The 26,457-nt window shown below is 53.6% G+C and carries 27 protein-coding genes and 1 riboswitch; of the genes, 16 read left to right on the top strand and 11 right to left on the bottom strand.

Features of this window, described 5'->3' with window-relative positions; all coding sequences use genetic code 11:
* Window positions 1-530: pyridoxal-phosphate dependent enzyme (locus HMPREF3178_RS31480; RefSeq protein WP_228705115.1), on the top strand; the 530-nt coding region annotated here is incomplete at its 5' end.
* Entirely contained in the window at window positions 530-1,339 is an 810-nt protein-coding gene (trpA, locus tag HMPREF3178_RS02345; RefSeq protein WP_004101366.1) for a tryptophan synthase subunit alpha, read from the top strand. The genes HMPREF3178_RS31480 and trpA, both read left to right, overlap by 1 nt.
* A 584-nt stretch (window positions 1,340-1,923) precedes the next feature.
* Here the strand turns inward: trpA and HMPREF3178_RS02340 are convergent.
* Window positions 1,924-2,778 (bottom strand): helix-turn-helix domain-containing protein, encoded by an 855-nt coding sequence (locus tag HMPREF3178_RS02340; RefSeq protein WP_004101365.1) that lies wholly within the window; start codon window positions 2,776-2,778, stop codon window positions 1,924-1,926.
* Window positions 2,779-3,120: 342 nt separating this feature from the next.
* Between HMPREF3178_RS02340 and HMPREF3178_RS02335 the strand changes: the two genes are divergently transcribed.
* Both HMPREF3178_RS02335 and HMPREF3178_RS02330 read left to right on the top strand, forming a co-directional pair.
* Window positions 3,121-3,741: a helix-turn-helix transcriptional regulator gene (locus HMPREF3178_RS02335; protein ID WP_004101364.1), complete on the top strand. Its 621-nt coding sequence runs from the start codon at window positions 3,121-3,123 to the stop codon at window positions 3,739-3,741.
* A gap of 205 nt (window positions 3,742-3,946) precedes the next feature.
* Window positions 3,947-4,192 (top strand): YmjA family protein, encoded by a 246-nt coding sequence (locus tag HMPREF3178_RS02330; protein ID WP_004101363.1) that lies wholly within the window; start codon window positions 3,947-3,949, stop codon window positions 4,190-4,192.
* 121 nt (window positions 4,193-4,313) lie between these two features.
* Here HMPREF3178_RS02330 and ompW read toward each other — a convergent pair whose 3' ends face one another.
* Window positions 4,314-4,952, bottom strand: coding sequence for an outer membrane protein OmpW (ompW, locus tag HMPREF3178_RS02325; protein WP_004101362.1), 639 nt, complete (start codon window positions 4,950-4,952; stop codon window positions 4,314-4,316).
* Between the two features lie 312 nt (window positions 4,953-5,264).
* Between ompW and HMPREF3178_RS02320 the strand changes: the two genes are divergently transcribed.
* From HMPREF3178_RS02320 to yciA, 5 genes are all read left to right on the top strand, one after another.
* On the top strand, window positions 5,265-6,008 hold the full coding sequence (locus tag HMPREF3178_RS02320; protein WP_017146066.1) for a YciC family protein: 744 nt from the start codon (window positions 5,265-5,267) through the stop codon (window positions 6,006-6,008).
* A gap of 51 nt (window positions 6,009-6,059) precedes the next feature.
* The gene (locus HMPREF3178_RS02315; protein ID WP_004101360.1) at window positions 6,060-6,599 is read left to right on the top strand and encodes a septation protein A; all 540 of its coding nucleotides are present in this window, start codon (window positions 6,060-6,062) and stop codon (window positions 6,597-6,599) included.
* A 93-nt stretch (window positions 6,600-6,692) separates the two neighbouring features.
* Window positions 6,693-6,754: riboswitch (Fluoride riboswitch) on the top strand.
* A 79-nt stretch (window positions 6,755-6,833) separates the two neighbouring features.
* Entirely contained in the window at window positions 6,834-8,150 is a 1,317-nt protein-coding gene (locus HMPREF3178_RS02310; RefSeq protein ID WP_023329578.1) for a voltage-gated chloride channel family protein, read from the top strand.
* Window positions 8,151-8,333: 183 nt separating this feature from the next.
* On the top strand, window positions 8,334-10,517 hold the full coding sequence (locus HMPREF3178_RS02305) for a TonB-dependent siderophore receptor (RefSeq protein WP_017146068.1): 2,184 nt from the start codon (window positions 8,334-8,336) through the stop codon (window positions 10,515-10,517).
* A 101-nt stretch (window positions 10,518-10,618) separates the two neighbouring features.
* Window positions 10,619-11,017 (top strand): acyl-CoA thioester hydrolase YciA, encoded by a 399-nt coding sequence (yciA, locus tag HMPREF3178_RS02300; RefSeq protein WP_004101357.1) that lies wholly within the window; start codon window positions 10,619-10,621, stop codon window positions 11,015-11,017.
* 32 nt (window positions 11,018-11,049) lie between these two features.
* Here yciA and HMPREF3178_RS02295 read toward each other — a convergent pair whose 3' ends face one another.
* Window positions 11,050-11,586, bottom strand: a complete 537-nt coding sequence (locus HMPREF3178_RS02295; protein ID WP_017146069.1) for a YniB family protein — start codon at window positions 11,584-11,586, stop codon at window positions 11,050-11,052.
* 129 nt (window positions 11,587-11,715) lie between these two features.
* Here HMPREF3178_RS02295 and hxpB point away from each other — a divergent pair, with 129 nt between their 5' ends.
* From hxpB to HMPREF3178_RS02275, 4 genes are all read left to right on the top strand, one after another.
* The gene (gene hxpB, locus HMPREF3178_RS02290) at window positions 11,716-12,384 is read left to right on the top strand and encodes a hexitol phosphatase HxpB (RefSeq protein ID WP_004112390.1); all 669 of its coding nucleotides are present in this window, start codon (window positions 11,716-11,718) and stop codon (window positions 12,382-12,384) included.
* A gap of 148 nt (window positions 12,385-12,532) precedes the next feature.
* On the top strand, window positions 12,533-13,294 hold the full coding sequence (gene kduD, locus HMPREF3178_RS02285) for a 2-dehydro-3-deoxy-D-gluconate 5-dehydrogenase KduD (protein WP_017146070.1): 762 nt from the start codon (window positions 12,533-12,535) through the stop codon (window positions 13,292-13,294).
* A 91-nt stretch (window positions 13,295-13,385) separates the two neighbouring features.
* Window positions 13,386-13,976, top strand: a complete 591-nt coding sequence (locus HMPREF3178_RS02280) for a metal-dependent hydrolase (protein ID WP_004101351.1) — start codon at window positions 13,386-13,388, stop codon at window positions 13,974-13,976.
* 134 nt (window positions 13,977-14,110) lie between these two features.
* A complete protein-coding gene (locus HMPREF3178_RS02275; protein ID WP_017146071.1) occupies window positions 14,111-15,502 on the top strand; it encodes an L-cystine transporter in 1,392 nt (463 codons plus the stop codon).
* A gap of 74 nt (window positions 15,503-15,576) precedes the next feature.
* Here HMPREF3178_RS02275 and cedA read toward each other — a convergent pair whose 3' ends face one another.
* Complete coding sequence (gene cedA, locus HMPREF3178_RS02270) at window positions 15,577-15,816, bottom strand: cell division activator CedA (protein WP_024274048.1); 240 nt, start codon at window positions 15,814-15,816, stop codon at window positions 15,577-15,579.
* 196 nt (window positions 15,817-16,012) lie between these two features.
* On the opposite strand from cedA, the gene katE reads away from it, so the two are divergent.
* On the top strand, window positions 16,013-18,271 hold the full coding sequence (katE, locus tag HMPREF3178_RS02265) for a catalase HPII (protein ID WP_016808509.1): 2,259 nt from the start codon (window positions 16,013-16,015) through the stop codon (window positions 18,269-18,271).
* 38 nt (window positions 18,272-18,309) lie between these two features.
* Here katE and chbG read toward each other — a convergent pair whose 3' ends face one another.
* The 7 genes from chbG to osmE form a co-directional block, all read right to left on the bottom strand.
* Window positions 18,310-19,068, bottom strand: coding sequence for a chitin disaccharide deacetylase (gene chbG, locus HMPREF3178_RS02260; protein WP_017146073.1), 759 nt, complete (start codon window positions 19,066-19,068; stop codon window positions 18,310-18,312).
* Between the two features lie 12 nt (window positions 19,069-19,080).
* Complete coding sequence (locus tag HMPREF3178_RS02255; protein ID WP_017146074.1) at window positions 19,081-20,427, bottom strand: 6-phospho-beta-glucosidase; 1,347 nt, start codon at window positions 20,425-20,427, stop codon at window positions 19,081-19,083.
* Window positions 20,428-20,529: 102 nt separating this feature from the next.
* Complete coding sequence (gene chbR / locus HMPREF3178_RS02250; protein WP_071530309.1) at window positions 20,530-21,369, bottom strand: transcriptional regulator ChbR; 840 nt, start codon at window positions 21,367-21,369, stop codon at window positions 20,530-20,532.
* A gap of 12 nt (window positions 21,370-21,381) precedes the next feature.
* Window positions 21,382-21,729, bottom strand: a complete 348-nt coding sequence (gene chbA / locus HMPREF3178_RS02245) for a PTS N,N'-diacetylchitobiose transporter subunit IIA (RefSeq protein ID WP_004101342.1) — start codon at window positions 21,727-21,729, stop codon at window positions 21,382-21,384.
* Between the two features lie 54 nt (window positions 21,730-21,783).
* Window positions 21,784-23,142: a PTS N,N'-diacetylchitobiose transporter subunit IIC gene (gene chbC, locus HMPREF3178_RS02240; RefSeq protein ID WP_004112376.1), complete on the bottom strand. Its 1,359-nt coding sequence runs from the start codon at window positions 23,140-23,142 to the stop codon at window positions 21,784-21,786.
* A gap of 168 nt (window positions 23,143-23,310) precedes the next feature.
* Window positions 23,311-23,631 carry a PTS N,N'-diacetylchitobiose transporter subunit IIB gene (gene chbB, locus HMPREF3178_RS02235; RefSeq protein ID WP_004101340.1) on the bottom strand — a complete coding sequence of 107 codons (321 nt, stop codon included), beginning with the start codon at window positions 23,629-23,631 and terminating at the stop codon, window positions 23,311-23,313.
* A gap of 286 nt (window positions 23,632-23,917) precedes the next feature.
* Window positions 23,918-24,256 carry an osmotically-inducible lipoprotein OsmE gene (gene osmE, locus HMPREF3178_RS02230; RefSeq protein WP_004101339.1) on the bottom strand — a complete coding sequence of 113 codons (339 nt, stop codon included), beginning with the start codon at window positions 24,254-24,256 and terminating at the stop codon, window positions 23,918-23,920.
* A gap of 230 nt (window positions 24,257-24,486) precedes the next feature.
* Here osmE and nadE point away from each other — a divergent pair, with 230 nt between their 5' ends.
* A complete protein-coding gene (gene nadE, locus HMPREF3178_RS02225) occupies window positions 24,487-25,314 on the top strand; it encodes an ammonia-dependent NAD(+) synthetase (RefSeq protein ID WP_004112373.1) in 828 nt (275 codons plus the stop codon).
* 103 nt (window positions 25,315-25,417) lie between these two features.
* On the top strand, window positions 25,418-26,278 hold the full coding sequence (cho, locus tag HMPREF3178_RS02220; RefSeq protein WP_017146075.1) for an excinuclease Cho: 861 nt from the start codon (window positions 25,418-25,420) through the stop codon (window positions 26,276-26,278).
* Window positions 26,279-26,457 lie beyond the last annotated feature (179 nt).

Genomic DNA, 26,457 nt, shown 5'->3' with positions numbered 1-26,457 from the left:
GCCTGCCGGATGCGGTTATCGCCTGCGTTGGCGGCGGCTCCAACGCTATCGGCATGTTCGCTGACTTTATCGACGACACCGCCGTTGGCCTGATTGGCGTGGAGCCCGCCGGACATGGGATCGAAACCGGCGAACACGGGGCGCCGCTTAAGCACGGCCGCGTGGGCATCTACTTCGGTATGAAATCGCCGATGATGCAGACCGATGAGGGGCAGATTGAGGAGTCCTACTCCCTCTCCGCCGGTCTGGATTTCCCGTCCGTTGGCCCGCAGCATGCTTATTTAAACAGCATTGGTCGCGCCGATTACGTATCGATTACCGATGATGAAGCGCTGGATGCTTTTAAAGCGCTCTCCCGCCATGAAGGGATTATTCCGGCGCTGGAATCCTCCCATGCCCTGGCGCACGCGCTTAAAATGATGCGCGAAAACCCGGAAAAAGAGCAGCTGCTGGTGGTTAACCTCTCCGGCCGCGGCGATAAAGACATCTTCACCGTACACGATATTTTAAAAGCGCGAGGGGAAATCTGATGGAACGTTATGAGACGCTGTTTGCACAACTGAAAGCTCGCCGGGAAGGCGCGTTTGTTCCCTTCGTCACCCTCGGCGACCCTAATCCTGAGCTGTCGCTGAAAATTATCGATACGCTGATTGAAGCCGGTGCCGACGCGCTGGAGCTGGGCATTCCTTTCTCCGACCCGCTGGCGGATGGCCCGACGATCCAGGACGCCACCCTGCGCGCTTTTGCCGCCGGGGTGACGCCCGCGCAATGCTTCGAGATGCTGACGGCGATTCGCCAGAAGCACCCGACGATTCCAGTCGGGCTGCTGATGTACGCCAACCTGGTGTTCAGCCCCGGTATCGATGAATTCTACGCCGCGTGCGAACGCGCTGGCGTCGATTCAGTGCTGGTGGCCGATGTGCCGGTTGAAGAGTCCGCGCCGTTCCGCCAGGCCGCGCTGCGCCACAACATCGCGCCGATTTTCATCTGCCCGCCGAATGCCGATGACGACCTGCTGCGCCAGATCGCCTCTTACGGGCGCGGCTATACCTACCTGCTGTCGCGGGCGGGCGTAACCGGTGCGGAAAACCGCGCCGCGCTGCCGCTGCATCATCTGATTGAAAAGCTGGCCGAGTACAACGCCGCCCCGCCGCTGCAAGGATTTGGCATCTCGGCGCCGGAGCAGGTTACCGCCGCGATTGACGCAGGCGCGGCCGGGGCGATTTCCGGCTCTGCCATCGTCAAAATTATCGAGCGCAACGTGAACGACCCGCAGGCCATGCTGGCAGAATTAAAGACCTTCGCCCGCAGTCTGAAAGCCGCCACTAAAGCCGCCTGATGATGCTTGCCGTCCGGCCCTGGGCCGGGCGGTTATTTCAGCGGTAAGCTGTCGGCGTATTTACGCGTCAGACGAAACCGCGCCATCACCTCTTTTTGCGGCCATCCGGCCAACATCATAGCTATCGGCCGTTTTTGCGCCCGAGAGACATCCTTTTATGAACGGGACGGCTTCAAGGGGGATAGCAGCCTGTAAATGCCCGATGAACACCTCAATGTAAAAAGATCGCTGCCGCACAAAAATTGGGGTTGATATCTTAAATGAGAAATATTATCTTTCTCATTACCGAATAGTTGAGTAAACAACTCAGGTATTCGGTACGACATTGCTCACATTGCTTCCAGTATTTTTGCCCGCACTTGTGCGGGCTTTTTTTATGGCCGACATCCAGTATGTCCCTCCCGATAGCGCGCCGGACGCGGCCTCCAGCCGCGATCCGAAACACCTATTACCAGGAAAGCTGTCAGCCTACCCTCCAACTCTGTACGAATGTGGATAGCAGTGGTCTCTCGTGTCAATGCAGGGTCTGACTGGGTCATACCTTGCGGGCACCACTAGTGGCGGCAGAGAGCGTGAGCCAATCGCTAAAGATAGGCCACCGGGACAAAATACTGGATGGTGTAATAAGGCCGATCGTTTCCTGACGTCACGTTTTGCGGCTGAACAAAACGTTCGATATCGTAGCCCTCGCGGCGATACAGCCCGAGCTCAGGAAGATGTTTCATATAAACATTATTTGACAGTAAAACATAATCCTCCCAGCTACCGCTAAATTCCATGCCCAGGTATAAACCCCGCTTAGCGACCCTTATCTCGCGGAAAGGGCGTTCCCGTGAGCTTACTGGTGCACCAATAAAACTGCCGATGGTCACTTTATAGAGATTATCGGCGGCAGGTGAGAATTCAGAGAGGATATAGATGTCTCGCTCGCCGCCCGGCATTTCCGCCGCGATTTTCCGCCTGGTGACATTTTTCCTGGCGCAGATACCCTCGGCCAGGGAGAGCGTATAGGTGAAGCCGTATCCAGAAAAGGTTTGCTCTTCGAGAAAACAAAGCCAGGGTACAGGCAGTCTGTCGCCCTGCGGCCCCACCTTCTGATAGAGCGCCGACATATCCCAGTATGCTGAATGTCGATACTGGCTGGGGCAGCGACCAAAGGCTTTTTTAAACTCGCGGGAAAAGGTTTGATGAGAGTCAAAATGCAGTGAGCAGGCTATAGATGAAATAGGTTGGTGAGTCAGCCTGAGTTTACCGGCAGCAAGCGTCATGCGGCGCATTCTGATATACTTGCCGACAGGCAGTCCGGCATATTCATGGAATATATTATAAACTGAACGCCGCGAATATCCCACGCCACGGGCGATATCTTCGACCGATGGATTTATTGTCAGGCGAGACTCAATCCATTCAACTATTTCATTAAAAACATTTTCTTTCATTGCGGTAAATGACATCCATATCAAATTTTAGCCCGTTGGTATTTTACCAGTAATTAAGTATTGACACTAAGCTTTTTGTGCATAATAAAAATTTATCGCGGAGCACATTCACAAAAATGGAGCCTGTAAACCCCAGCTATATGAAAAATAAGATTTTTCTTAGAAAAAATATCTCAAATCTCATTTTGCAGACAAATGTTGCTTTTTTTGCAGACCTACAATATCTTATTTTAAACTTTAAAAGCAGATCGCGACTATTAAGCTCACTTTTTTAACAGCTATATTTTTACCGGCATTCTTTTAAATCAGAGTGCATATATTAATAACTATGTGAATCTATGTATGCTTAATATTTTGATCAATACCAAAAACGTCTACTCAAAACACGCTATAAAACAAATGGTTATGGAGTCCATCACCACAGACGAAAACGTTATCTTTGAAGATAAGTACACTCAAAGCAACATTGCACAAGCACATATCATATTCACCGAAATGGAACCTGGAGAGATCTTTTTGTGCCATGATGAGTTGAAATATAAAAAAGAAAAAAGCTTGCTATTTATTCTTCAAGAGAAAAAAAGCGTATCCTCCAAAAGTGAAATTCCTAACTGCACAAAAGATTGTTTATTTTTATACAAATCCGATTCAATTCCTGTGATTACGGGGAAAATATACATTCATATAAATTTATTTTTATTAAGAGGATATGAAGATATTGCACCAAAGGTAAATCTTTGTATCAACTGCCCATGTAAATCAATAACCCATGCGCAGTCAAAAGTAATACATGCTCTCAGTCTTGGATTGAACCAAATGCAAATAGCCCGTGAGTTAAAAGTCAACTATAAAACCGTGTACTCGCATAAAAAAAACGTTATGCATGATTTTAAAATAAAAGGCACTCAGGATCTTAATAAATTCATGCATGTATTGAATAAAAGAAAACAATTTATTTCTTAGCTATCCACTCATCTGAGGGATCTTTGCAAAACCTGTAGCCACTAATAAGAGATCGTCAATACCGCTACGCCTGCCGTCACAGGCCGGCCAGGCCCGGTGCCGGCTATACCGTCTTTTTTCAGCGCGCTCCCGAGATAAAGCCCTACAGGAATGATAGTATTCAATGCAGTAAACGCAGGCACAACCTCTATCCCGGGAGCGATTTATGCACGAAGAAGTACCACTGAAATTTTACGACATTGCGGATGAGTATTCGACGGAGTCCGCCGAGCCCGTCAGCGAGTCAGAACGTGAGCCCCTGGCGCGCTATTTTCAACTGCTGATTACGCGGCTGATGAATAACGAGGAAATCAGCGAGGAGGCGCAGGGAGAGATGGCCATACAGGCGGGGATTGATGAACAGCGGATCGATGATATCGCGGTATTCCTGAATAAATGGGGTAATGAGTAGCGGTTGACGCGGACGTTCCGCGGATTGATTGCGGCAAATGACGCATCGGCAATCGCGGCAGCGGACTTCGCGTCGGGACGTGCAATAAAGCTGGTCATGACGACCAGCTTTGAGCAAGAGTTTAGAACCGGTATCCCGCAGAGAACATAAACACCCACGGATCCAGACGAATACTGTCGTGCTGCTGCGCGCCCGCCAGCTTATAGTTGGCGGTGGTGTCGATATCCATGTACCACACCGACATGTTAATCAGCCAGTCGCGGTTAATCAGATAGTCCATCCCCACCTGCCCCGCGGCTCCCCAGGAGTCTTTCAGGCTCAGGTCAGAAATGCCCGTCTTTTTACCCGTATCGTTCACGCTTTCGTCAAAGAAAGTCGTGTAGTTGATACCTGCGCCAATATACGGACGCAGCTTGCTGCTGGCGTCGCCAAAGTACCACTGTGCCATTAGCGTCGGTGGTAAATGATGAACGGTCGCAATATTGCCGGTTGCCGCCGTTCCGACTTTGTGGCGGAACGGCGTGGCGGCCAGCAGCTCTACGCCGATGTTGTCCGTCGCCATATAGGTGAACGTCAGGCCCAGTTGAGTATTATTGCTAACGTTAAAGCCCCCCAGACTGCCTAACGTTCCGCCCGCGCCTTCTGATGGTCTGACCGTAGCCGAACCCGCACGGATAAAGAATTCCCCAGCTTCATGCGCCCAGACGCTACCGGTGGAAAGCGTGCCCAGAATAACAACCGCCGCTGCTAACTTTTTCATACCCACTTCCTCATTATGGTTATTCAGCGCAAGAATATACCCATAATGAGTTATGTTTGATCCAACATAGATCACATTAAGTGGGCAAATTTAACATTTATTGATCCAGATTAATTTTCACTTTCTCAATGCAATCAGTGATAAACGAGATGTATCAAGTTCTCCCTTGTCGCTTCTCAACAGAGGTCATCACCGATTTCCCCTTCTATTTACAAAGATATACTTAGCGCACAGGAGCAGAGACTGCTACCCAGCCGCGATTTGCGGTACAATCGCCGGCTAGTTAATACCTGCAATACTCAAGGAGAATGCATGTCTATCACGGCGAAGTCCGTCTACCGTGACACCGGGAACTTTTTCCGCAATCAGTTCGTTACTATCCTGCTGATTGCGCTGTTATGCGCGTTCATTACGGTAGTACTTGGCCATGCCTTTTCACCCAGTGAAGAGCAACTGTCGATTCTGAGTCAGGGCGATAGCCTGGCGGGCAGCGGCGGGCTGTTCGAACTGGTTCAGAGCATGACGCCGGAGCAGCAGCAAATTCTGCTGCGCGCGTCCGCAGCCTCGACCTTCTCCGGGCTGGTTGGTAACGCCATTCTTGCCGGCGGCGTTCTGCTGATGATCCAGGTGGTCTCCGCCGGCCAGAGAGTCAGCGCCCTGCGTGCGATCGGCGCTTCCGCGCCGGTGCTGCCAAAGCTGCTGCTGCTGATCCTGCTGACGACGTTTGTTGTGCAGATGGGGATGATGCTGGTGGTGGTGCCGGGCGTCCTGCTTGCCATTGTGCTCTCTTTCGCGCCGATCATGCTGGTACAGGATAAAGTTGGTATTTTCAGCGCCATGCGTAGCAGTATGCGCCTGGCCTGGGCCAACGTACGCCTGGTGGCGCCGGCAATTATCGGCTGGCTGCTGGCGAAAACGCTGCTTCTGCTGTTTGCATCCAGCTTCGCGGTCCTGACGCCAAACGTTGGCGCGGTGGTAATAAATACCCTCAGCAATCTGATCTCCGCATTGTTGCTGATCTATTTATTCCGCTTGTATATGCTCATTCGTAACTAACTTAACCCGGGGCGGCGCGACCTGCCCCTACCTGAACGACGGAATCGATGTATGAAGCAGTTTCTGGATTTTTTACCGCTGGTAGTCTTCTTCGCATTCTACAAGCTTTATGATATCTACGCCGCGACGACCGCGCTGATTATCGCCACCGCTATCGTGCTGATTTACAGCTGGGTACGCTATCGCAAAGTCGAAAAAATGGCGTTAATTACCTTCGTGCTGGTCGCTGTATTCGGCGGCTTAACCATCTTTTTCCACAACGACGAATTTATTAAGTGGAAAGTGACGGTTATCTACGTCCTGTTCGCCAGCGCCCTGCTGTTCAGCCAGTGGGTGATGAAGAAGCCATTGATCCAGCGTATGCTGGGTAAAGAGCTGACGCTGCCGCAGCAGGTGTGGTCACGTCTCAATCTGGCCTGGGCGGTGTTTTTCATCCTTTGCGGGCTGGCAAATATCTATATCGCTTTCTGGCTGCCGCAGAACATCTGGGTCAACTTCAAGGTCTTCGGCCTGACCGCTCTGACGCTGGTATTCACCCTGCTGAGCGGTGTGTATATTTATCGCCATATGCCGCAGGACGACAACCATTAACCTTTCCCCCACGGTGCGCCGCCCGACGCGCCGTGTTATTCGTTTCCCCCTTGTATAAACCACTTCAGCTGAATCGATTCGTAATGTAAGATATTTCTCACAGGAGATGGCATTCCTCCTTGAACCGCCATGTGGCTAATGATGCCTGCTTTTTATTCCCGGACCGGGAATGGGCAGGCCTATCTGAATGGCTGGCACCGCGTCCGGGAAGATTCATCTTCTAAGGATCCGACGATGCGCGCATACCGCTTTTCATCACTCTCTTTGCTTTTATTCCTCGGGAAATGGCTGCTCCTCGCTTTTATCATTGCGGTGCTGGCGGGCACGGCCTCGGCATTTTTTCTTTTCTCACTGGAGTGGGCTACGGCAACGCGGGAAGCTCACCGCTGGCTTATCTGGCTCCTGCCGTTTGCCGGATTTGCCGTCGGCTGGATCTATCTGCGCTACGGTACCTGCGTGGAGGCCGGCAACAACCTGATTCTGGAAGAGATCCATGGCCCTAAGTGCGTCATTCCCCTACGGATGGCGCCGCTGGTATTTTTCGGCACCGTTGTTTCTCATCTGTTTGGCGCCTCCGTCGGGCGTGAAGGCACGGCGGTACAGATGGGGGCCTCGATCGCCGATCGCCTCACGGCCATTTTCCGTCTTAACCACGATGCACGGTCAATGGTGCTGATGGCCGGGATCAGCGCCGGTTTCTCTTCGGTTTTCGGTACCCCGCTCGCCGGAGCGCTCTTCGGGCTCGAAGTTCTGGCTATCGGACGGATAAACTACAACGCCATTCTTCCTTGCCTGTTTGCCGCAATTATTGCCGATCGGGTTGGCATCATGTGGGGCGTGCAGCATACGCACTACTTTATTACCGGCTTTCCCACGCTAACGCTCTGGACGCTGCTGGCACTCATTATCGCCGGCTGCTGCTTTGGCCTCGCGGCGCGCATTTTTGCCGACAGCACGCAGGCAATCGGCGCGTTGATGAAAAAACGGATTCACTACGCGCCGCTGCGGCCGTTTATTGGCGGACTGGCGATTGCCTGCGCGGTCTGGCTGCTGCACGGAGAGCGCTATATTGGCCTGGGCATATCGGTGATAGTGGACGCTTTCCAGCAACCGCTGGCACCGTGGGATAGCTTAGGCAAACTGCTCTTCACCGCCGTCTCTTTAGGTAGCGGATTTAAAGGTGGTGAAGTCACTCCGCTGTTTTATGTCGGTGCGACGCTGGGCAATGCGCTGGCGCCGCTGCTGCATATGCCGCTCGGCTTTCTGGCCGGAATAGGTTTTGTCGCCGTCTTTGCCGGGGCGGCGAATACGCCTGTTGCCTCAACGCTGATGGCGATTGAGCTGTTTGGTTCTGAAATCGGTATTTACGCCGCGCTGGCCTGCGTGGTGGCCTGGCTGGTCTCAGGCTATAGCGGTATTTATCGTTCGCAGCGTATAGCCTGCCGAAAACAGAGCGATGTGCCGACTGGCATCAGGCTGTCAGAATTCCCGGAGTGGTACCAGTCACAAAAAAGCCGACAAAAGGCCGACAAAGAGACGCCCGCCTCCTGACAATCGCACCTGGAAGCCGGTGAGGGTAAGCCCCGCCGGTTTCTCCATGATGTCTGTCACATACCGGAAAGTTGCGGCAATTGTGAGGATTTGATGGAGATTATCTTCACTTTATTGAAATGATAATAATTATCATTGATATTCTCGATCTCAATTTTTCATGACTTGATATGGATATTTATAATGAGAACGCAGAAAAATCACATAGCAACGCCCCTGGCCCTGGCCATTGCAGGCTTACTCAGCCCAGGGGTATTCGCCGAAGAGGTGGAACAGGATACGGAGACCATGGTGGTTCACGGAACGGCCGAAGAGGCGCTGAAGCAGCAGCCGGGCGTCTCGATCATTACCGCTGAAGATATTGCTAAGGACCCTCCGGTTAACGATCTGTCAGAAATCATCCGTAAAATGCCCGGCGTAAACCTGACCGGCAACAGCGCCAGCGGCAGCCGCGGCAACAACCGGCAGATCGACATTCGCGGGATGGGGCCGGAAAACACGTTGATTTTTATTGACGGCGTGCCCGTCACTTCCCGCAACTCCGTACGCTATAGCTGGCGCGGCGAGCGTGATACCCGAGGCGACAGCAATTGGGTACCGCCGGAAATGGTGGAACGCATTGAAGTTCTGCGCGGACCCGCCGCTGCGCGCTACGGTTCTGGCGCTGCGGGTGGGGTCGTCAATATTATCACCAAACGCCCCACCAACGACTGGCACGGATCGCTCTCGCTCTATACCAATCAGCCGGAAAATAACAAAGAAGGCGCCACTAACCGGGCTAACTTCAGCCTCAACGGACCGCTGGCCGGGGATGCCCTGACCATGCGTTTGTATGGCAACATTAACAAAACGGAACCCGATGCCTGGGATATTAACCGCGCGCAAAATGGCTCTTATGCGGCGGGCCGCGAAGGCGTGCGCAACAAAGATATTAACGCCCTGCTGTCGTGGAAAGTCACCCCGCAGCAGATCCTCGACTTCAGCTACGCCTACAGCCGTCAGGGCAATATCTATGCCGGCGATACGCAATACAGCAACAGTAATATGAGCCCAAATGGCCTGGTGGATACGCTGTACGGTCAGGAAACCAACCGGCTTTACCGGCAGACCTGGGGCCTGACCTACAACGGGATCTGGGACTGGGGCCAGTCGAAAGCGGGCGTCTACTACGAAAAAACCAACAATACCCGTCTGCAGGAGGGCACCACCGGTCGCGTAGAAGGGATGATCAATAGCGATGTCTACGACACCAGCCGCCTGGAGTCTTGGCGCTCAACCGCTGAAGTGAATCTTCCCTTTAACTGGCTCACAGAACAGACCCTGACTGTGGGGATGGAGTGGAACCGTGATGAACTGAACGATCCGGCTTCGATGCAGGCCACTACGACGACGGAAACGCTGCCGGGGATGTCCGGCGATCCTTCGCAACGCAGCCCTAAAAACAGCGCCACGCTGACCGGTATTTATCTGGAAGACAATATCGAAGCGACGCCGGGAACCAATATTATCCCCGGCCTGCGTTTCGACTATCATAACGACTTCGGCAGCAACTGGAGCCCGAGCCTGAACCTGTCGCAGGATCTGGGCGATATGTTTAAGGTTAAGGCGGGCATTGCCCGCGTGTTTAAGGCGCCGAACCTGTATCAGTCGAGCAAAGGCTACCTGCTCTCTACGCGCGGTAACGGCTGCCCAATCAACATCGCCGGGAATACTAGTTGTTATCTTTTGGGAAACCCGGATCTTGACCCGGAAATCAGCGTCAACAAAGAGCTCGGCCTTGAGTTTAACCTCAACGGTTATAATGCCGGCATCACCTGGTTCCGCAACGACTACAAAAACAAGATCGTCTCCGGTACCGACGTATTGGGCTCCACTTCAGGCGGATATAATATCCTGCAGTGGGAGAACGGCGGGAAAGCGGTCGTCGAAGGCCTTGAAGGCACGCTGCTAGTTCCGCTCATTGCCGATACGCTCAGCTGGCGCACCAATGCCACTTATATGATCAAATCGGAAAACAAAGATACCGGCAACCCGCTGTCCGTTATTCCGAAATATACCATCAACACTTCGCTCGACTGGCAGGTGACCAGCAAGTTCTCGACGAACGTCAACTGGACGATGTATGGTCGGCAGAAACCGCGCCAATACGCAGAAATCCGCAAAGAAGATGGCGTTCTGGCCACCAATGAAGTCGGCGCGTATTCTGTCGTCGGCGTCGGCGGCAACTATCAGCTAACCAAAGACCTGCGGCTGAATGCCGGGATTAGTAACCTCTTCGATAAGCAAATTTATCGGGAAAACGAAGGCGCTTCGACCTATAACGAACCGGGTCGCGCCTATTACGCTGGCGTCACGCTCTCTTTCTAACCCCCCTCACGCCCGCTATAGCGGGCGTATTCCCCTATTCTCTCAACCTCATTTTCATAGTAGCATCCGCCTGATCGTCTTTGACCAGTACAGAGTAGAGAATGACAACAACAGATCTTGCGCCGAAGGGCGAATTGGTTTTACGCACCCTGGCGATGCCGGCGGACACCAACGCAAACGGCGATATTTTCGGCGGCTGGCTGATGTCGCAAATGGATATTGGCGGGGCCATTATGGCCAAAGAAATTGCCCACGGTCGCGTCGTGACCGTGCGCGTCGACGGCATGACCTTTTTGCGCCCGGTGGCGGTCGGCGACGTCGTGTGCTGCTACGCCAACTGCGTGAAGCGCGGCAATACGTCGATAACTATCAATATGGAAGTGTGGGTTAAGAAAGTGTCGTCTGAGCCCATCGGCCAGCGCTACAAAGCCACCGAAGCGCTGTTTATCTACGTCGCGGTGGATAATCAGGGAAAACCGCGCGCACTGCCGACTCTGTGATTCAGCCGGCCCGGGGCATCCGGGCCGATTGTTTACAGAAAACCGAGTAAAGAAAAGAAGAAGTAGCCCAGCACAATAATAATTACCGGCAGGACGTACAGCGGAAAATACTGCACCAGGATGGTGTGGCGCGGCACCACAACCCGTGCGGAAATTTGTTCGCGCGTCAGCCCTTCCGTTCCTTTAGCCTGTTCCAGAATCAGCTGATCCTCAACGCCTTCGCGCAGAAACTTCGCCTGGCGCCCCATCCGCGCCCCGGAAGCCTGTAGCGCCATGCCGACAAACACCAGAATATAGATGATCCAGAAACCTATATTCATGCCGTGCTTAAAATCCGGCAGCGGCGAGTTGTACCAGAAGAAATTGAGGAACGGCGTGTTAAAGCGCATCATCTCGATCATCACATGAGAAAAGTCCATCATCACCGCGTCGATGCCCGGTTTTTTCTCGCTGTGCTCGTACATAAACTTCAGCACGGAGATCAGCGTTGAGATAACCGCCGGGATAAATACCACCCATCCCAGAATTCGTTTAAGTACTGCAATGCGTCCAGCTTGTTGATACGTCATGGATTCCCCTTGTTAAGACGCCTATCCACTCTTAGTCTACCTTCGTCGGCGAATTTCGCCCAATAATGCGCGGTATGATATACCATGAGTGCCGATTCGTTATCTACTTACGCTACAGGAGAGGGACTTATGTCAGCCAGGCGCCAGATTCACGCCGCGATTTTTGATATGGATGGATTACTGATTGACTCCGAGCCGCTATGGGACAAAGCAGAGCTGGAGGTAATGGCCAGCCTTGGGGTGGATATTCGTCGCCGCAATGAAATGCCGGATATTCTCGGGCTGCGCATCGATTTAGTCGTCGACCTGTGGTTTGCCCAACAGCCGTGGCAGGGCCCGGACCGCGCGGAGGTCACCACGCGGATCATCAATCGCGCTATCCAACTGGTGGAAGAGGCGCGTCCGCTGCTGCCGGGGGCGCGGGAAGCGGTGGCGATGTGTAAAGCACAGGGACTGAAAATTGGCCTGGCGTCGGCATCGCCGCTGCGAATGCTGGAAAAAGTCCTCGCCATGTTTGAACTACGCGACCAGTTTGACGCCCTCGCTTCCGCCGAAATGCTGCCGTACAGCAAACCGCACCCGCAGGTCTATCTGAACTGCGCCGCCAGTCTCGGCGTCAGCCCGATGAACTGCGTGGCGCTGGAAGACTCGGTCAACGGGATGATTGCCAGCAAAGCGGCGCGGATGCGCTCTGTCGTCGTACCGGAAGCGGAAAATAGCCATGACCCGCGCTTCGTGCTGGCCGACGTCAAGCTTGCCACCCTTGAATCTTTGACCCTGAGCGACCTGCTCGGCTAAAGGCATCGCTGATGATGGGGTTGCGGCATCGCCCCATCATCACAAAATTAAAACAGCGTTTCATTTTTATTTGTCTTTTCTTCTCCCGCCCTCTATGCTTGTCCCAACGGCGTTATTTGACGCATAAAATCAGCATACAGGGGTGCATATGGTACTGAACGCCTTTGACCTTACGGGCAAGGTCGCTATCGTGACGGGTTGTGATACCGGACTGGGCCAGGGAATGACGTTGGGCCTTGCGCAGGCCGGGTGCGATATCGTCGGCGTGAATCGCCGGATCCCTCACGAAACCGCAGAGAAGGTTCAGGCGCTGGGCCGACGCTTTACCGCTATTCAGGCCGATCTGAGCCGTCAGGATCAGATCGCAGCCATTGTTACTCAGGCCGTGGCCGCCATGGGCCGGGTTGACATTCTGGTGAATAATGCCGGAACCATACGCCGCGCCGATGCGCTAACCTTTAGCGAAAAGGACTGGGACGACGTGCTTAACCTGAATCTGAAATCCGTTTTCTTTCTGTCTCAGGCGGTCGCCAGACAGTTCATCGCGCAGGGCGACGGCGGAAAAATTATTAATATCGCCTCAATGCTCTCATTTCAGGGCGGTATTCGGGTCCCGTCATACACCGCCTCCAAAAGCGGCGTGCTGGGCATTACCCGCCTGATGGCCAACGAATGGGCGGAACATCGTATTAACGTTAACGCCATCGCGCCGGGCTATATGGCTACCAATAATACCCAGCAGCTGCGCGACGATGCCGAACGCAGCAAAGAGATCCTCGACCGTATCCCGGCCGCACGCTGGGGTGTTTCGGAAGACCTGCAGGGACCGGTGGTCTTTCTTGCTTCCCAGGCGGCGGATTACATTAACGGCTATACCCTGGCGGTGGACGGCGGCTGGCTGGCACGCTGATGGTCTTGTGACAAAGAGTTACACCGTCACCTCTTCCGCACACTGTATAAAAACCCTATACTGTATGAATTGACAGTTTAGGGTGTTTATCATGACGGCGGAAGGCCACCTCCTCTTTTCTATTGCCTGTGCGGTATTTGCGAAAAATGCGGAATTAACCCCCGTGCTGGCCCAGGGTGACTGGTGGCATATCGTTCCGTCCGCCATCCTGACCTGTCTGCTGCCGGATATCGATCACCCCAAGTCGTTTCTCGGGCAACGATTAAGCTGGATATCAAAACCGATTGCCCGCGCCTTCGGCCATCGCGGCTTCACCCATAGCCTGCTGGTGGTCTTTGGCGCGGTGGCGATTTTCTCGTTGAAGGTTCCGGATAGCTGGATCGTCCCGGCGGATGCGGTTCAGGGCCTGGTGCTGGGCTACCTCAGCCATATTCTTGCCGACATGCTTACCCCTGCCGGGGTTCCGCTGCTCTGGCCCTGCCGCTGGCGCTTTCGCTTCCCTATTCTTGCGCCGCGAAAAGGTAATCAACTGGAGCGCGCGCTGTGCATGGCGCTGTTCATCTACGCCGTGTGGATGCCGCAAAACGTTGCCGAAAACAGCGCCGTTCGCTGGTCATCTGAGATGATAAATTCACTGCAAACTACCTTTCATCGCTTTATTAGTCACCAGACTGGACGATAAAGCAGCGAATTATTCAAATAGTTATAATCAATTCCATTTGAATATAAGGAACGGATTACGCCTTCTGCTACCCTTGCCGTCATAAGAGTTGGTTATTGACCAACCTGGTGATAAAAGATATCAGGAGAACGGGGATGAACTTTCCATTAATAGCGAACGTAGTTGTGTTCGCGGTTTTACTGTTGGCGCTGGCCCAAACCCGCCATAAACAGTGGAGCCTCGCTAAAAAAGTGCTGGTCGGTCTGGTTATCGGCGTTATTTTTGGCCTGGCGTTACAGCTAATCTATGGCTCCGACAGCCCGGTACTGAAGGACTCTATCCAGTGGTTTAATATCGTCGGTAACGGCTACGTTCAACTGCTGCAAATGATCGTCATGCCGCTGGTTTTCGCCTCGATTCTGAGCGCGGTGGCCCGCCTGCATAACGCTTCGCAGCTGGGTAAAATCAGCTTCCTCAGTATCGGTACCCTGCTCTTTACTACGCTGATTGCGGCGCTGGTCGGGGTGCTGGTGACTAACATGTTTGGCCTGACAGCCGAAGGCCTGGTCCAGGGCAGCGCGGAAACCGCACGCCTCAACGCCATTCAGAGTAATTATGCCGGTAAAGTCGCCGACCTGAGCGTCCCGCAGCTGATCCTCTCCTTTGTGCCGAAAAATCCGTTCGCCGATCTGACCGGCGCGAACCCGACGTCGATTATCAGCGTGGTAATCTTCGCTGCATTCCTCGGCGTCGCGGCGCTGAAGCTGCTGAAAGACGATGTCGCCAAAGGCCAGCGCGTGCTGACCGCTATCGATACGCTGCAGAGCTGGGTGATGAAGCTGGTGCGTCTGGTCATGCAGTTAACGCCGTACGGCGTACTGGCGCTGATGACCAAAGTGGTTGCGGGCTCTAACCTGCAGGACATTATCAAGCTCGGCAGCTTCGTTATCGCCTCCTATATTGGTCTGGGCATCATGTTCGTGGTGCACGGCCTGCTGCTGGCGGTCAACGGCGTGAGCCCTCTGAAATACTTCCGCAAAGTCTGGCCGGTTCTGACCTTCGCCTTCACCAGCCGCTCCAGCGCGGCGTCTATTCCGCTGAACGTGGAAGCGCAAACCCGTCGTCTGGGCCTGCCGGAATCCATTGCCAGCTTCTCAGCATCGTTCGGCGCTACCATCGGACAGAACGGCTGTGCGGGACTCTATCCGGCGATGCTGGCGGTGATGGTCGCACCGACGGTCGGTATTAACCCGCTCGATCCGCTGTGGATTGCTACCCTGGTTGGCATCGTCACCGTCAGTTCCGCCGGCGTCGCAGGCGTGGGCGGAGGCGCGACGTTTGCCGCGCTGATCGTCTTACCGGCGATGGGGCTGCCGGTCACGCTGGTGGCGCTGTTAATCTCGGTTGAACCGCTGATTGATATGGGCCGTACGGCGCTGAACGTTAGCGGCTCAATGACCGCCGGTACCCTGACCAGCCAGTGGCTGCGCCAAACCGATAAAGCTATTCTCGATAGCGATGACGATGCGGAGCTGGCACACCGCTAAGTCGATATGCCCTTCGCGTAGTCAGAAACTAAAAACCGCTGAATTTTCAGCGGTTTTTTATTGTCCCGGCTCATTCAGGCGTCGATTTCACCTTCCTGCCTCATTTGCGTCGCCCAGCGCTGCGCCGCTTCCGGCACGTTAAACGGTGGGGAGCGACGGAAACGTTCGTCGATCAGCACAAAGGCGACGTATTTACCCCGCAGAACCCAAACGTCGCGAAAACCATCCATTTTGACGGCGTGTTCCGGCGGCGCAGGCTCCACTCGAGGCACGTAGCTAATGACCTGACGATTTTGTTGGCGAAGTGGTTTCATGACAAATAAATTCACTAAATACGGCGGTAAACAGAAACCCCTATCATAGCCGAAAACGCCCGCTTTCGTCGCCCCCTGCTTGCGGTCCTTTAGTAGCAAAACTCTTATAAAAATATATTCTTGAAATGATGTTCTACAATTAGAAGGGTTTTGGTTTAGCAAAGACCATTTTCAGTAATGAAAGCAGGAGCGTGCAATGTCTGATAAACCCCATAACCCGAAATCCCATCAATCACCGGTGCATGATGACCGGGCGGCAAAACCTGGCCTGGGCGCATTAGCGCCAGAAGATCAGGATTGGCAGCCCACGCCGCACCCGACCGCGCCGGGCGAAGAGCCGACGGCGCCGGGTAGCATGAAGGCTCCGGATACGACCAGCGAAAAGCTCGATGCCCTCGAGAAACAGCGTAAAGGCGGTGAGAATGCTGCGCTTACGACCAATCAGGGTCTACGCATCGCTGACGACCAGAACTCGCTGCGCGCGGGTCAACGCGGCCCCACGCTGCTGGAAGATTTTATCCTGCGTGAAAAAATAACCCATTTTGACCATGAACGAATTCCCGAGCGCATCGTTCATGCCCGCGGCTCCGCTGCGCACGGCTATTTCCAGGCGTACAGCGATTTAAGCGACATCACCAAAGCGGCTTTCCTCTGCGACCCGCAGAAAAAAACGCCGGTATTCGTCCGTTTTTCCACCGTTCAGGGCGGCGCTGGCTCCGCCGATACGGTGCGCGACATCCGCGGTTTTGCCACCAAGTTTTATACCGACGAGGGTATCTTTGACCTGGTCGGCAACAACACGCCGATCTTTTTTATCCAGGATGCGATCAAGTTTCCCGATTTTGTCCATGCGGTGAAACCGGAACCGCACTGGGCCGTCCCGCAGGGGCAAAGCGCGCACGATACCTTCTGGGATTACGTCTCGCTGCAGCCTGAAACGCTGCATAACGTCATGTGGGCGATGTCGGACCGCGGGCTACCCCGCAGCTACCGTACCATGGAAGGGTTTGGCATCCACACCTTCCGCCTGATTAACGCGGAAGGTAAAGCGACCTTCGTACGCTTCCACTGGAAGCCGGTCGCGGGTAAGGCCTCCCTGGTGTGGGATGAGTCGCAAAAGCTGACCGGCCGCGACCCCGATTTCCATCGTCGTGACTTATGGGAATCGATTGAAGCCGGAGATTATCCTGAGTACGAGCTGGGATTACAGCTGATCCCGGAAGAGGATGAATTTGCTTTTGATTTCGATCTGCTGGATCCCACCAAGCTCATCCCGGAAGCGTTGGTTCCGGTGCAGCGCGTCGGTAAGATGGTCCTTAATCGCAACCCGGATAACTTCTTTGCCGAAAACGAACAGGCGGCCTTCCATCCCGGGCATATCGTTCCAGGAATAGACTTCAGCAACGACCCGCTGCTGCAGGGCCGACTCTTCTCCTATACCGATACGCAGATTAGCCGCCTCGGCGGGCCGAATTTCCATGAAATTCCGATTAATAAACCCACCTGCCCGTATCATAATTTCCAGCGCGACGGCATGCACCGGATGGATATTGATACCAACCCGGCAAACTATGAACCTAACTCCATCAATAACAACTGGCCGCGGGAGACGCCGCCGGCCGCTAAACGCGGCGGCTTCGAATCATATGCCGAGCGGATTGACGGAGAAAAAATTCGCCAGCGTAGCCCTTCCTTTGGCGAGTATTACTCTCAACCCCTGCTATTCTGGCGTAGCCAGACGCCAATTGAGCAGCAGCATATTATCGACGGATTCAGCTTCGAGCTGAGCAAGGTTGTCAGAGAGTGGATCCGCGAGCGGGTGGTCGATCAGCTGGCGCATATCGACCTGCAGCTGGCTCAGGCCGTAGGTAAAAACCTGGGTATTGAGCTCACGGACGAACAGCGCAGCATTACGCCGCCGCCAGATGTCAACGGCCTGAAAAAGGATCCGACGCTAAGCCTGTACGCCATTCCCAGCGGCGACGTAAAAGGCCGGGTGGTGGCGGTACTGCTTAACGATCGTCCGGTTGCCAAAGAGCTGCTGACTTTGCTCAAGTCGCTGAAAGCGCACGGGGTACATGCCAAATTACTCTATTCACGAATGGGGAAAGTGCAGGCCGATGATGGCACCGAGCTGCCGGTAGCCGGAACCTTTGCCGGGTCGCCATCGCTGACCGTGGATGCAGTCATCGTTCCCGGCGGCGATCTGCAAAGTCTGAGCAGCAACGGTGATTTCAACTATTACCTGCTGGAAGCATACAAACACCTGAAGCCGATTCTGCTGGCAGGCGATGCACGGCAGTGCAAAGCGCCGCTGCAGGTTGCCGCTCAGGGCGAAGAAGGCATTGTTGAGACCGATGCCATTGATAGCCAATCAATGGATGAACTGATCACCCTGATGGCGGCGCATCGGGTGTGGTCGAGAAGCGCTAAAATCGCCGCGATCCCGGCGTAAAAAAAGCCCGGCAGAGATGCCGGGCTTCTCACTTCCCTTTATACATCGCGGTAGGTTCCAAGCCGGTAGCCGCGCTCGGCAATCGCATACTTCAGCGACCCGGCGGTCAGCACATCCAGTTCGGTCAGTCGCGGATAGCAGTAGGCGCTGCCCATTATCGTGTTATCCACGAACGCCGGGTGACACATCACCTCCAGCGATTTTTCCTCGCGCTGGACAGAGGCATCCAGGGTTTGCAGAAACAGCGCTTCCGAAACCCCTTCCCCGTAGAACTCGCTGGCAAATCCATCACTACTGCGCGCGGCATCCTGCGCCAGGCCTGACAGCGTCGCTAGCTGGCGGTCGATCCGCAGCGCCACGCCCTTCTTGCGGGCAAACGCCGCGACGATGGGGTAGATCTGCGCGATCATATGGACATGATGATGGCTGTCGATATGCGTCGGTTCATGGCCAAACAGCTCGACAAAACGCTGATACTGACGCTCCAGTTCGTGAGCGATTTCGTCCAGCGGCAGGCTGCCCTCTTCCGCCATCTGCCAAATCCACTTTCCAAAGCGCCCTTCGCGGGTTAGCCCCGGCATCGCCGCCAGCGGCTCGCCCAGCGTCAGGACAAAGTGCATCCCAACAGCCAGCTCCGGGACGCAGCGGCTAAGCTGGGCAGCGTGGCTAATCGCCGCGCCGTTGACCAGCGCCGTCGTGGAGGTGACCACACCGTTCTTGCAAGCTTCGATAATGCCGTAGTTTTGCCCCCTGCTGAGGCCAAAATCATCGGCATTGACGATTAACACGCGTTCCATTAGCCGCTCCCGTTACTGTTTCAGTTTTTCGATAGTCGCCGCAAAGTTTGGCAGCCACTGCTCGTGCGCGAGGATCATCTCCCGCGCCAGCTTTTCAGCATCGCGATCGGAGTGGATCAGCGGGCTCAGATTAAGCGCCAGCAGTACATCGTCCAGTTTACCGCTGATAGCCGCTTCGCTGGCCGCAACTTCAAAACCTTTAATGGTGTAAATCAGCCCCAACACTTTCTCATCGAAATGCGTGATGCGCGGCGTCGGTTTCGCGCCGTCGCGGCCCAGCGTACAGGTCATCTCGACCGCCCAGTCTGCCGGGATGTTATCAACGTGACCATGATGCGGCACGTTCACGTAATGCTCGGCCTGCTTGTCATTATAAATGGCGTTAATCACTTCACAGGCCGCGTCGGAATAATACGCCCCACCGCGCTGTTCCAGTTCTTTCGGCTTAACGTTCAGATCCGGATCTTTGTACAGCTCAAATAGCTGTTTCTCAACCTTCTGCACCACCTGCGCGCGCGCGCCGCCTTTGTAGTATTCGCCCATTTCAATCGCCAGCATCTCTTTTGGCTTAAAGTAGTAGAGCAGATAGGAACAAGGGATCAGGCGCAGCGAACGAAGCAGTCCTTCGCTAAAGGGTAAATCAAAAATATTTTTCACCGAGTTAGCGCTCAATCGACCCGATGCCACGCCGTCCAGCAGCTCGTCAAAGCGTGAAACGCCGTTAACCAGTACATCGCGCACAAATACCAGATGGTTCAGGCCAAACAGATCGATATTGAGCTCATCGCTCGGGCTCAGCTGCAGAACGTCGGTGATAAACATCTTCATGCCAATCGGAATATTGCACACGCCGATAAAACGCTTGAAGCCGGTATGACGATAAACCGCTTCGGTGACCATCCCCGCCGGATTGGTAAAGTTAATGACCCAGGCATTCGGACAGACTTCCTGCACATCTTTCACAATGTCAAAAATGATCGGAATAGTGCGCAAACCTTTAAACAGTCCGCCCGCGCCGTTGGTTTCCTGGCCTAAATAGCCGTGGCTCAGCGGGATACGCTCGTCCTTCTCGCGGGCCTTGAGCTGGCCAACGCGCAGCTGGGTCGTTACGAAATCTGCGCCTTCCAGCGCCGCGCGGCGATCGAGGGTCTTGTAGACTTTCATCGGCACGCCGGCTTTTTCCACCATGCGCTGGCACAGCGCATGGATAATATCGAGCTTTTCCTGCCCTTCCGCGACGTCCACCAGCCACAGTTCGCTAATCGGCAGTTCATGATAACGCTTCAGGAACCCTTCCAGTAATTCCGGGGTATAGCTGCTGCCGCCGCCGATAGTCACTACCTTCAATTTCTGGCTCATCTTTTTCTCCCTTGCGGATAACGCGTATGCGACACCCGCTCTCCGTGTAAATACGGACAGTTAATTTGAATATTTAGACCGCGCGGACTATTCCGCGCCCGGTTAATTAATACTGGTGAGGTGTTTCCGATAGCTGCTGGGGGTAAAAGAAGTCAGCTTCTTGAATGTTTTAATAAACAAACTTGGGCTACTGTACCCCGACTCATAGGCAATATCGGTCACCGAGTAGTTGGTTATCTCTAACTGTTTTTTAGCGAAGTTGATGCGAATATCGTTAATCATCTGCATCGGCGTTTTGGCGTAATAACGCTGGGTTGCCCGAGTTAAGTACTCCTGGGTTTTCCCGGAAAGTTCAACCATATTCTCCAGCGCCCCCTCGCCAAACTTAAGCTTATCGTGCATCCCCTCCACGGTATTTTTCAGCCATTGCGGAATGACGTCTTCCGCAGGCTCTTCACGATAATGTCGGAGCCGATTCAGAGTATAAAAGGAGACCAGCTCGATAAATTCGTCAAATTCAGTTTCGCGAAAATTCAGTGATGCAATAACCGACTCAATATAACTGAGAAAAGTACTTTTAACGGCATAGACCTGAGAAGCAACCAGACCAAACGGCAGCAGCGGCAGATAGTGTTTTTCAAAGAAACTTTTGCTGATACCGACGTTCAGAATGCGCGTCGCGCCAAATTCATAAAAGCTTTGGTGGTGCGACCCCATTGGGATAAAAACGAAATCCCCGCGCTCCAGCAGCACCCGCTTGCCATTAATAACCTGATAATAGCGCCCGGTTAAAACGATGGTGTACTCGTAATAATCATGCTGGTGAAGCCCGCTTACGCTCTCCGTTTTGTTATAGATGACCACATGAAAGTTTTTGCCGTTAAAGAGTTGTTGCTCCCGGGCGGTACTGATTTCAGTGGTCATCATCTTTGGTTGCCTCATCGTGTCGATGACCTATTGTACCTTCTCGTGCAGCTCAATCAATTCGGCAACCAGCTCACGTGCCAGCATTGAGGTCATCAGATGATCCTGCGCATGCACCAGCACCAGGCTCACCTTCATTTTGCCTTCTCCCTCATCGCTCTCAATCAGCTGGGTCTGCACCAGATGCGCTTCGCTCAGCGCCATGCGCGATTGTTCCATCATGGTTTTAGCCGCCGCAAAATCTCCCTGCTTTGCCTGCTTCAGCGCGGCATAAGCCAGACTACGCGCTTGTCCGGAGTTGATAATCAGCCCCATCACCACCTCTTCGAGGTCGTTTACCGCGGTCTCTTCTGCTGCGATGTTATCCAGATCAAACATAATGACTCCCTTAATTTGCCAGACGGTACGGGAAACTTCCCGTACCGCTCGATATTAGAATTTCAGTGCGTTAGCGATATCTTCTTCGCTCTCTTCCTGCTCAATGACGCCCTGCGCTTTGTTGGAAATAACCACAAACGGCAGGTAGACCAGGGTCGATACGGCAAGGTTGAACAGGGCCAGCAGCAGAGCTGCGACGCTACCGTTAGTGTTAAAGAAGGCGCCTAAACCGGTCGGCATAGTCCACGGAGCGATGTTGGTAATCGGCGGGATGATGCCCAGGGTATACGCCGTCATGGTGATGGCCGCCAGCAGAGGCTGAATCAGAATGAACGGAATAAACATCACCGGGTTCATGATAATCGGCAGACCGAAAAGGATAGGCTCGTTAATCTGGAAGATGCCGGACGGCAGCGCCAGTTTCGCCACCTGGCGATGATCCTCGCGGCGGGAAGCGATAAAGATGGCGATGATCAAGCCCAGTGTCGCGCCGGTACCGCCGAGGAAAATGTAGGAATCAAGCATCGGCTTGGCCCACATATGGAAGCTCTTACCCGCCGCCAGCGCGGCTTCAACGGAGCCGTACTGCTGATAGGTTGCGATGTTTTCCAGCGCCCACGGCGTCATAATTCCGCTATCCAGCGCCGACAGCGCCAGCGACCCGTGTACGCCGAAGAACCACAGCAGCGAGGTGAAAATAACGTATGCCCAGCCTACCACGGCACCCATTGAGGCCAGCGGAGTGGAGATCGTGTCCATGATGATCTGGTGGAAGTTCGTTCCCCAGTGGGTCAGCGCCCAGGAGATAATCCCCATAATAGACAGGATAATAAAGGCCGGGATAACCGCTGAGAATGAACGGGAGACCGAAGCCGGCACGCTGGACGGCAGCGTAATCACCCAGTTGCGATGAACGATAAAGGTGAACATCTCGGCAACGACCAGACCGATTACGATACCAGAAATAATGTTGGCACCGCCTAACCAATTCGCGCCAACGGCGTAGGCTTCCCCGACGCTATAAGGCGTAACGGTCATAAATGCCGCAACCGCCAGCAACCCGGCCGCCATTGGGTCAACTTTACGCTCTTCAGCTAAAGCCGAACCAATAAAGAAAGGCGCCATCAGCGACATAATACCTAGCGTACCGTTATAAACGTTGCCGCCGATAGCTTTAAAACCGTTCAGTGTTTCGATTGTCGAGGCATCCAGACGGATGCCCATTGAATAAAAGAATGAACCGTCGCCAAAGCTCAAAAATACGTTATTAATTAAAACAAACATGGCCCCGGCTAACGTCAATGGCATTAACTTAATAAAGCCGTTTTTAATTGCATTGACGTGAGGTTGCCTTCCTATTCTGACCGCAAACGGAAGGAGTACCTTTTCAAGCGAATCAATCACTTTACTCATAATAAATACCCTTTAAGGCCGCAATATAATTATTGCGGCAATGATAGATGAAATTACTCTTTGACGGGAAAATAAACTCGGGGTATTTCGGACAGCAAATAATTAAAACACACCCTCACGAAATTTTAACCATTGCCATCCGAAATATGTCGAGTTTTAAAATATAAATTATTGCGCAGCAGCTTTCTTAATGGCCGCAACGGCCGCTTTCAGAACACCTAAACCATCGATCTTACCGTACAGCACGGAATCAATAACTTCTACGGGTTTATTTGGTAGTAAACGTTGAATGTCCGGCAGCATATAGGAAATCTGTGGGCCTAATAATACGACATCAGCATCAGGTCCTTTTTCACCGGCCAGGGTCTCGGGAAATGCTTCAATAATAACCGGCACTTCATACTTCTCGGCCTGAGCACGCATTTTCGAGACCAGCAGTGATGTAGACATCCCAGCAGAACAGAACAGGTAGATATGTTTCTTTTCCATGAACGCTTCCTCAATTTGTGTGACCGGGTCTCCTGAGCGCATCGTTGATGCCGGAGAGGCGGTAAGAGATGTTTCTTTGAATTAGTATTGTTTATGCATTGAGTATACGGCATCGTTCATCGGCAGGATAATTCCTCCTTGAACAGAATTGTCTCTCATTGACCTCGCGTTTTGACTGCCCTCACATTTCCCTCAAATAATTCGCGCAATTAAATAAGCATCAGCGCTCATAAAAAAGCCCGACCAATGGTCGGGCTTTCGTAGGAATCAGCACTATGGCGGGATGTTACTTACTGTTGCGCGGGTCGGTATCGTATTCAGCGCAGGTCTGATAACCAGAATTCATCACACGGCCGGTTTCATCCAGCGCGACGAAGTAGGTTTCAATTTTACCATCGCGTTGACCCAGGATGTATGTCTGACAGGTACCGCGTGCGTGGATCATCGTCACTTCTGATGAAGGTTTACCAGCAATTTGCGCAACCTGCGCGCGGGTCATGCCTTTTTTAACGTCTTTAACCACCGGCTGGGTGAACTGATCTTTAGTACGGTCATAGGCCGTACACCCTGCCAGCATGGTTAATACAGCTGCTGCGCCCAGAAATCCTGCAAAATGCTTGTTCATATTCCATCCTCTTTTTTTTGGCGTGTAAATAAGCCTGGAATAAATATCGTTATTTTTCAAGCCGAAGGTGGAAATGAAGCGAAATTAAGATCTTTCCAATAATAAAGCCCGTTCCGTTGAGGTTGCCTGCTTTTGCTACACTCAAAATTGTGATCCTTGTCGTTTTACCGTCAAAGAGGTAGGTTAAACCTCTGCTGATTGCCATACAGATTCACTTTCCGGAGGGCGCGATGACGCTACAACAAGAGATTATTCAGGCGCTGGGCGCTAAACCCCAGATCGATGTCGAAGCCGAAATACGCTGCAGCGTAGACTTTTTGAAGTCCTATCTGCAGAAATACCCTTTTATTAAATCACTGGTCCTCGGCATCAGCGGCGGCCAGGACTCCACGCTTGCCGGTAAACTCTGCCAGCAGGCAATCAATGAGCTACGCGCCGAAACCGGTGACGACAGCCTGCAGTTTATCGCCGTTCGCTTGCCGTACGGCGTGCAGGCGGACGAGCAGGACTGTCAGGACGCCATCGCTTTTATTCAGCCGGACCGTGTATTAACGGTCAATATTAAGGGCGCCGTGCTGGCCAGTGAACAGGCGCTGCGCGAAGCCGGCATTGAGCTTAGCGACTTTGTTCGCGGCAACGAAAAAGCCCGCGAACGCATGAAAGCGCAGTACAGCATCGCCGGGATGACCCACGGCGTGGTGGTAGGTACCGATCATGCTGCGGAGGCTATTACTGGTTTTTTCACTAAATACGGCGACGGCGGCACGGACATCAACCCTCTTTTCCGCCTCAACAAACGTCAGGGCAAACAGCTTTTGGCCCATCTGGGGTGTCCGGAGCACCTGTATAAAAAACTGCCGACCGCCGATCTTGAGGACGACCGCCCCTCCCTGCCGGACGAAGTGGCGCTGGGCGTGACCTACGAGAACATCGACGACTATCTGGAAGGTAAAACGCTGGACGAGAAAGTCGCGAAAACGATCGAAGGCTGGTATCTGAAAACCGAGCACAAACGCCGCCCGCCAATCACCGTCTTCGACGACTTCTGGAAAAAATAACCCATCCCTCCCTCGCCCCGACTCAGGTTGGGGTGATTTATTGTCCTTTTCGCTCCGCCCTTCCCCTGCTATACTGGATAAATAAACAGCACCAGGAGCAATAGTGGCAAGAAGGCAATCCGCCCCGCGTCTCGAATTTGAAGCGGCGGCAATCTATGAGTATCCCGAACATCTGCGTCCGTGGCTTGAGGCTCTGCCCAGGCAGCCGGGGGTATATCTGTTTCACGGCGAAAGCGATACCCTTCCGCTCTATATCGGCAAAAGCGTTAATATCCGCAGCCGGGTGTTGTCGCATCTGCGCACCCCCGACGAAGCGGCTATGCTGCGCCAGTCACGACGCATCACCTGGCAACGGACGGCGGGCGAGCTCGGCGCACTCCTGTTAGAAGCGCAGCTCATTAAGGAACAGCAGCCTCTGTTTAATAAACGTCTGCGGCAAAACCGGCAGCTGTGCTCATTGCGCCTGGCTGACGCCCGACCGCAGGTGGTTTACGCCAGCGAGCTGGATTTCTCGCGACAAAGCGATCTCTATGGCCTTTTTGCCAATCGCCGCGCCGCGCTGCAGGCGCTGCAAAAAATTGCCGACGAGCATCGCCTTTGTTATGGATTAATGGGACTCGAGCCGCTCAACCGCGGGCGCGCCTGCTTTCGCTCGGCGCTGGGCCGCTGCGCAGGAGCCTGCTGCGGGAAGGAGAGCGTTGAAGCGCACCAGCAGCGTTTGGTGGAAAATATGCAAAAAATGCAGCTGGTATGCTGGCCATGGGCCGGGGCGATCGCGCTGGAAGAGCGCAGCGAGGATATGACGCAGTACCATATTATTCAAAACTGGCTATGGCTGGGCGCCGTAGAATCCCTGTCGCAGGCCTCATCGCTCACGCGCCTGGCGGCAAAATTTGACCATGATGGTTATAAAATACTGTGTAAACCGCTGCTTAGCGGCCGCTATAAGCTGCATCCGCTGTAAAACTGACCGTGGGCCACCTCTGTCCTGACGAACAGCACATATCGCATTCCGTGGTGATATGGCCTTGCCCGGTTTAAAAACTGCTGCCATACGCGTTTCCCGTCAGTCCGGTAAGACCTGCCGGGAAACGCACGATGCCGGCATAAGATCCCGCAGTAGGTTATCGGGGCGTCTCCCTT

Source organism: Klebsiella sp. HMSC09D12 (assembly GCF_001808475.1).
In the GTDB taxonomy this organism is placed as follows: Bacteria; Pseudomonadota; Gammaproteobacteria; order Enterobacterales; family Enterobacteriaceae; genus Klebsiella; species Klebsiella oxytoca.
The sequence above is the reverse complement of the archived record's forward strand: the minus strand, read 5'-3'. Positions and strand labels throughout refer to the sequence as shown.

Coding starts and splice junctions, on each gene's coding strand:
- trpA (WP_004101366.1), top strand. CDS start 530: ATGGAACGTTATGAGACGCTGTTTGCACAACTGAAAGCTCGCCGGGAA.
- HMPREF3178_RS02340 (WP_004101365.1), bottom strand. CDS start 2,778: ATGAAAGAAAATGTTTTTAATGAAATAGTTGAATGGATTGAGTCTCGC.
- HMPREF3178_RS02335 (WP_004101364.1), top strand. CDS start 3,121: ATGCTTAATATTTTGATCAATACCAAAAACGTCTACTCAAAACACGCT.
- HMPREF3178_RS02330 (WP_004101363.1), top strand. CDS start 3,947: ATGCACGAAGAAGTACCACTGAAATTTTACGACATTGCGGATGAGTAT.
- ompW (WP_004101362.1), bottom strand. CDS start 4,952: ATGAAAAAGTTAGCAGCGGCGGTTGTTATTCTGGGCACGCTTTCCACC.
- HMPREF3178_RS02320 (WP_017146066.1), top strand. CDS start 5,265: ATGTCTATCACGGCGAAGTCCGTCTACCGTGACACCGGGAACTTTTTC.
- HMPREF3178_RS02315 (WP_004101360.1), top strand. CDS start 6,060: ATGAAGCAGTTTCTGGATTTTTTACCGCTGGTAGTCTTCTTCGCATTC.
- HMPREF3178_RS02310 (WP_023329578.1), top strand. CDS start 6,834: ATGCGCGCATACCGCTTTTCATCACTCTCTTTGCTTTTATTCCTCGGG.
- HMPREF3178_RS02305 (WP_017146068.1), top strand. CDS start 8,334: ATGAGAACGCAGAAAAATCACATAGCAACGCCCCTGGCCCTGGCCATT.
- yciA (WP_004101357.1), top strand. CDS start 10,619: ATGACAACAACAGATCTTGCGCCGAAGGGCGAATTGGTTTTACGCACC.
- HMPREF3178_RS02295 (WP_017146069.1), bottom strand. CDS start 11,586: ATGACGTATCAACAAGCTGGACGCATTGCAGTACTTAAACGAATTCTG.
- hxpB (WP_004112390.1), top strand. CDS start 11,716: ATGTCAGCCAGGCGCCAGATTCACGCCGCGATTTTTGATATGGATGGA.
- kduD (WP_017146070.1), top strand. CDS start 12,533: ATGGTACTGAACGCCTTTGACCTTACGGGCAAGGTCGCTATCGTGACG.
- HMPREF3178_RS02280 (WP_004101351.1), top strand. CDS start 13,386: ATGACGGCGGAAGGCCACCTCCTCTTTTCTATTGCCTGTGCGGTATTT.
- HMPREF3178_RS02275 (WP_017146071.1), top strand. CDS start 14,111: ATGAACTTTCCATTAATAGCGAACGTAGTTGTGTTCGCGGTTTTACTG.
- cedA (WP_024274048.1), bottom strand. CDS start 15,816: ATGAAACCACTTCGCCAACAAAATCGTCAGGTCATTAGCTACGTGCCT.
- katE (WP_016808509.1), top strand. CDS start 16,013: ATGTCTGATAAACCCCATAACCCGAAATCCCATCAATCACCGGTGCAT.
- chbG (WP_017146073.1), bottom strand. CDS start 19,068: ATGGAACGCGTGTTAATCGTCAATGCCGATGATTTTGGCCTCAGCAGG.
- HMPREF3178_RS02255 (WP_017146074.1), bottom strand. CDS start 20,427: ATGAGCCAGAAATTGAAGGTAGTGACTATCGGCGGCGGCAGCAGCTAT.
- chbR (WP_071530309.1), bottom strand. CDS start 21,369: ATGAGGCAACCAAAGATGATGACCACTGAAATCAGTACCGCCCGGGAG.
- chbA (WP_004101342.1), bottom strand. CDS start 21,729: ATGTTTGATCTGGATAACATCGCAGCAGAAGAGACCGCGGTAAACGAC.
- chbC (WP_004112376.1), bottom strand. CDS start 23,142: ATGAGTAAAGTGATTGATTCGCTTGAAAAGGTACTCCTTCCGTTTGCG.
- chbB (WP_004101340.1), bottom strand. CDS start 23,631: ATGGAAAAGAAACATATCTACCTGTTCTGTTCTGCTGGGATGTCTACA.
- osmE (WP_004101339.1), bottom strand. CDS start 24,256: ATGAACAAGCATTTTGCAGGATTTCTGGGCGCAGCAGCTGTATTAACC.
- nadE (WP_004112373.1), top strand. CDS start 24,487: ATGACGCTACAACAAGAGATTATTCAGGCGCTGGGCGCTAAACCCCAG.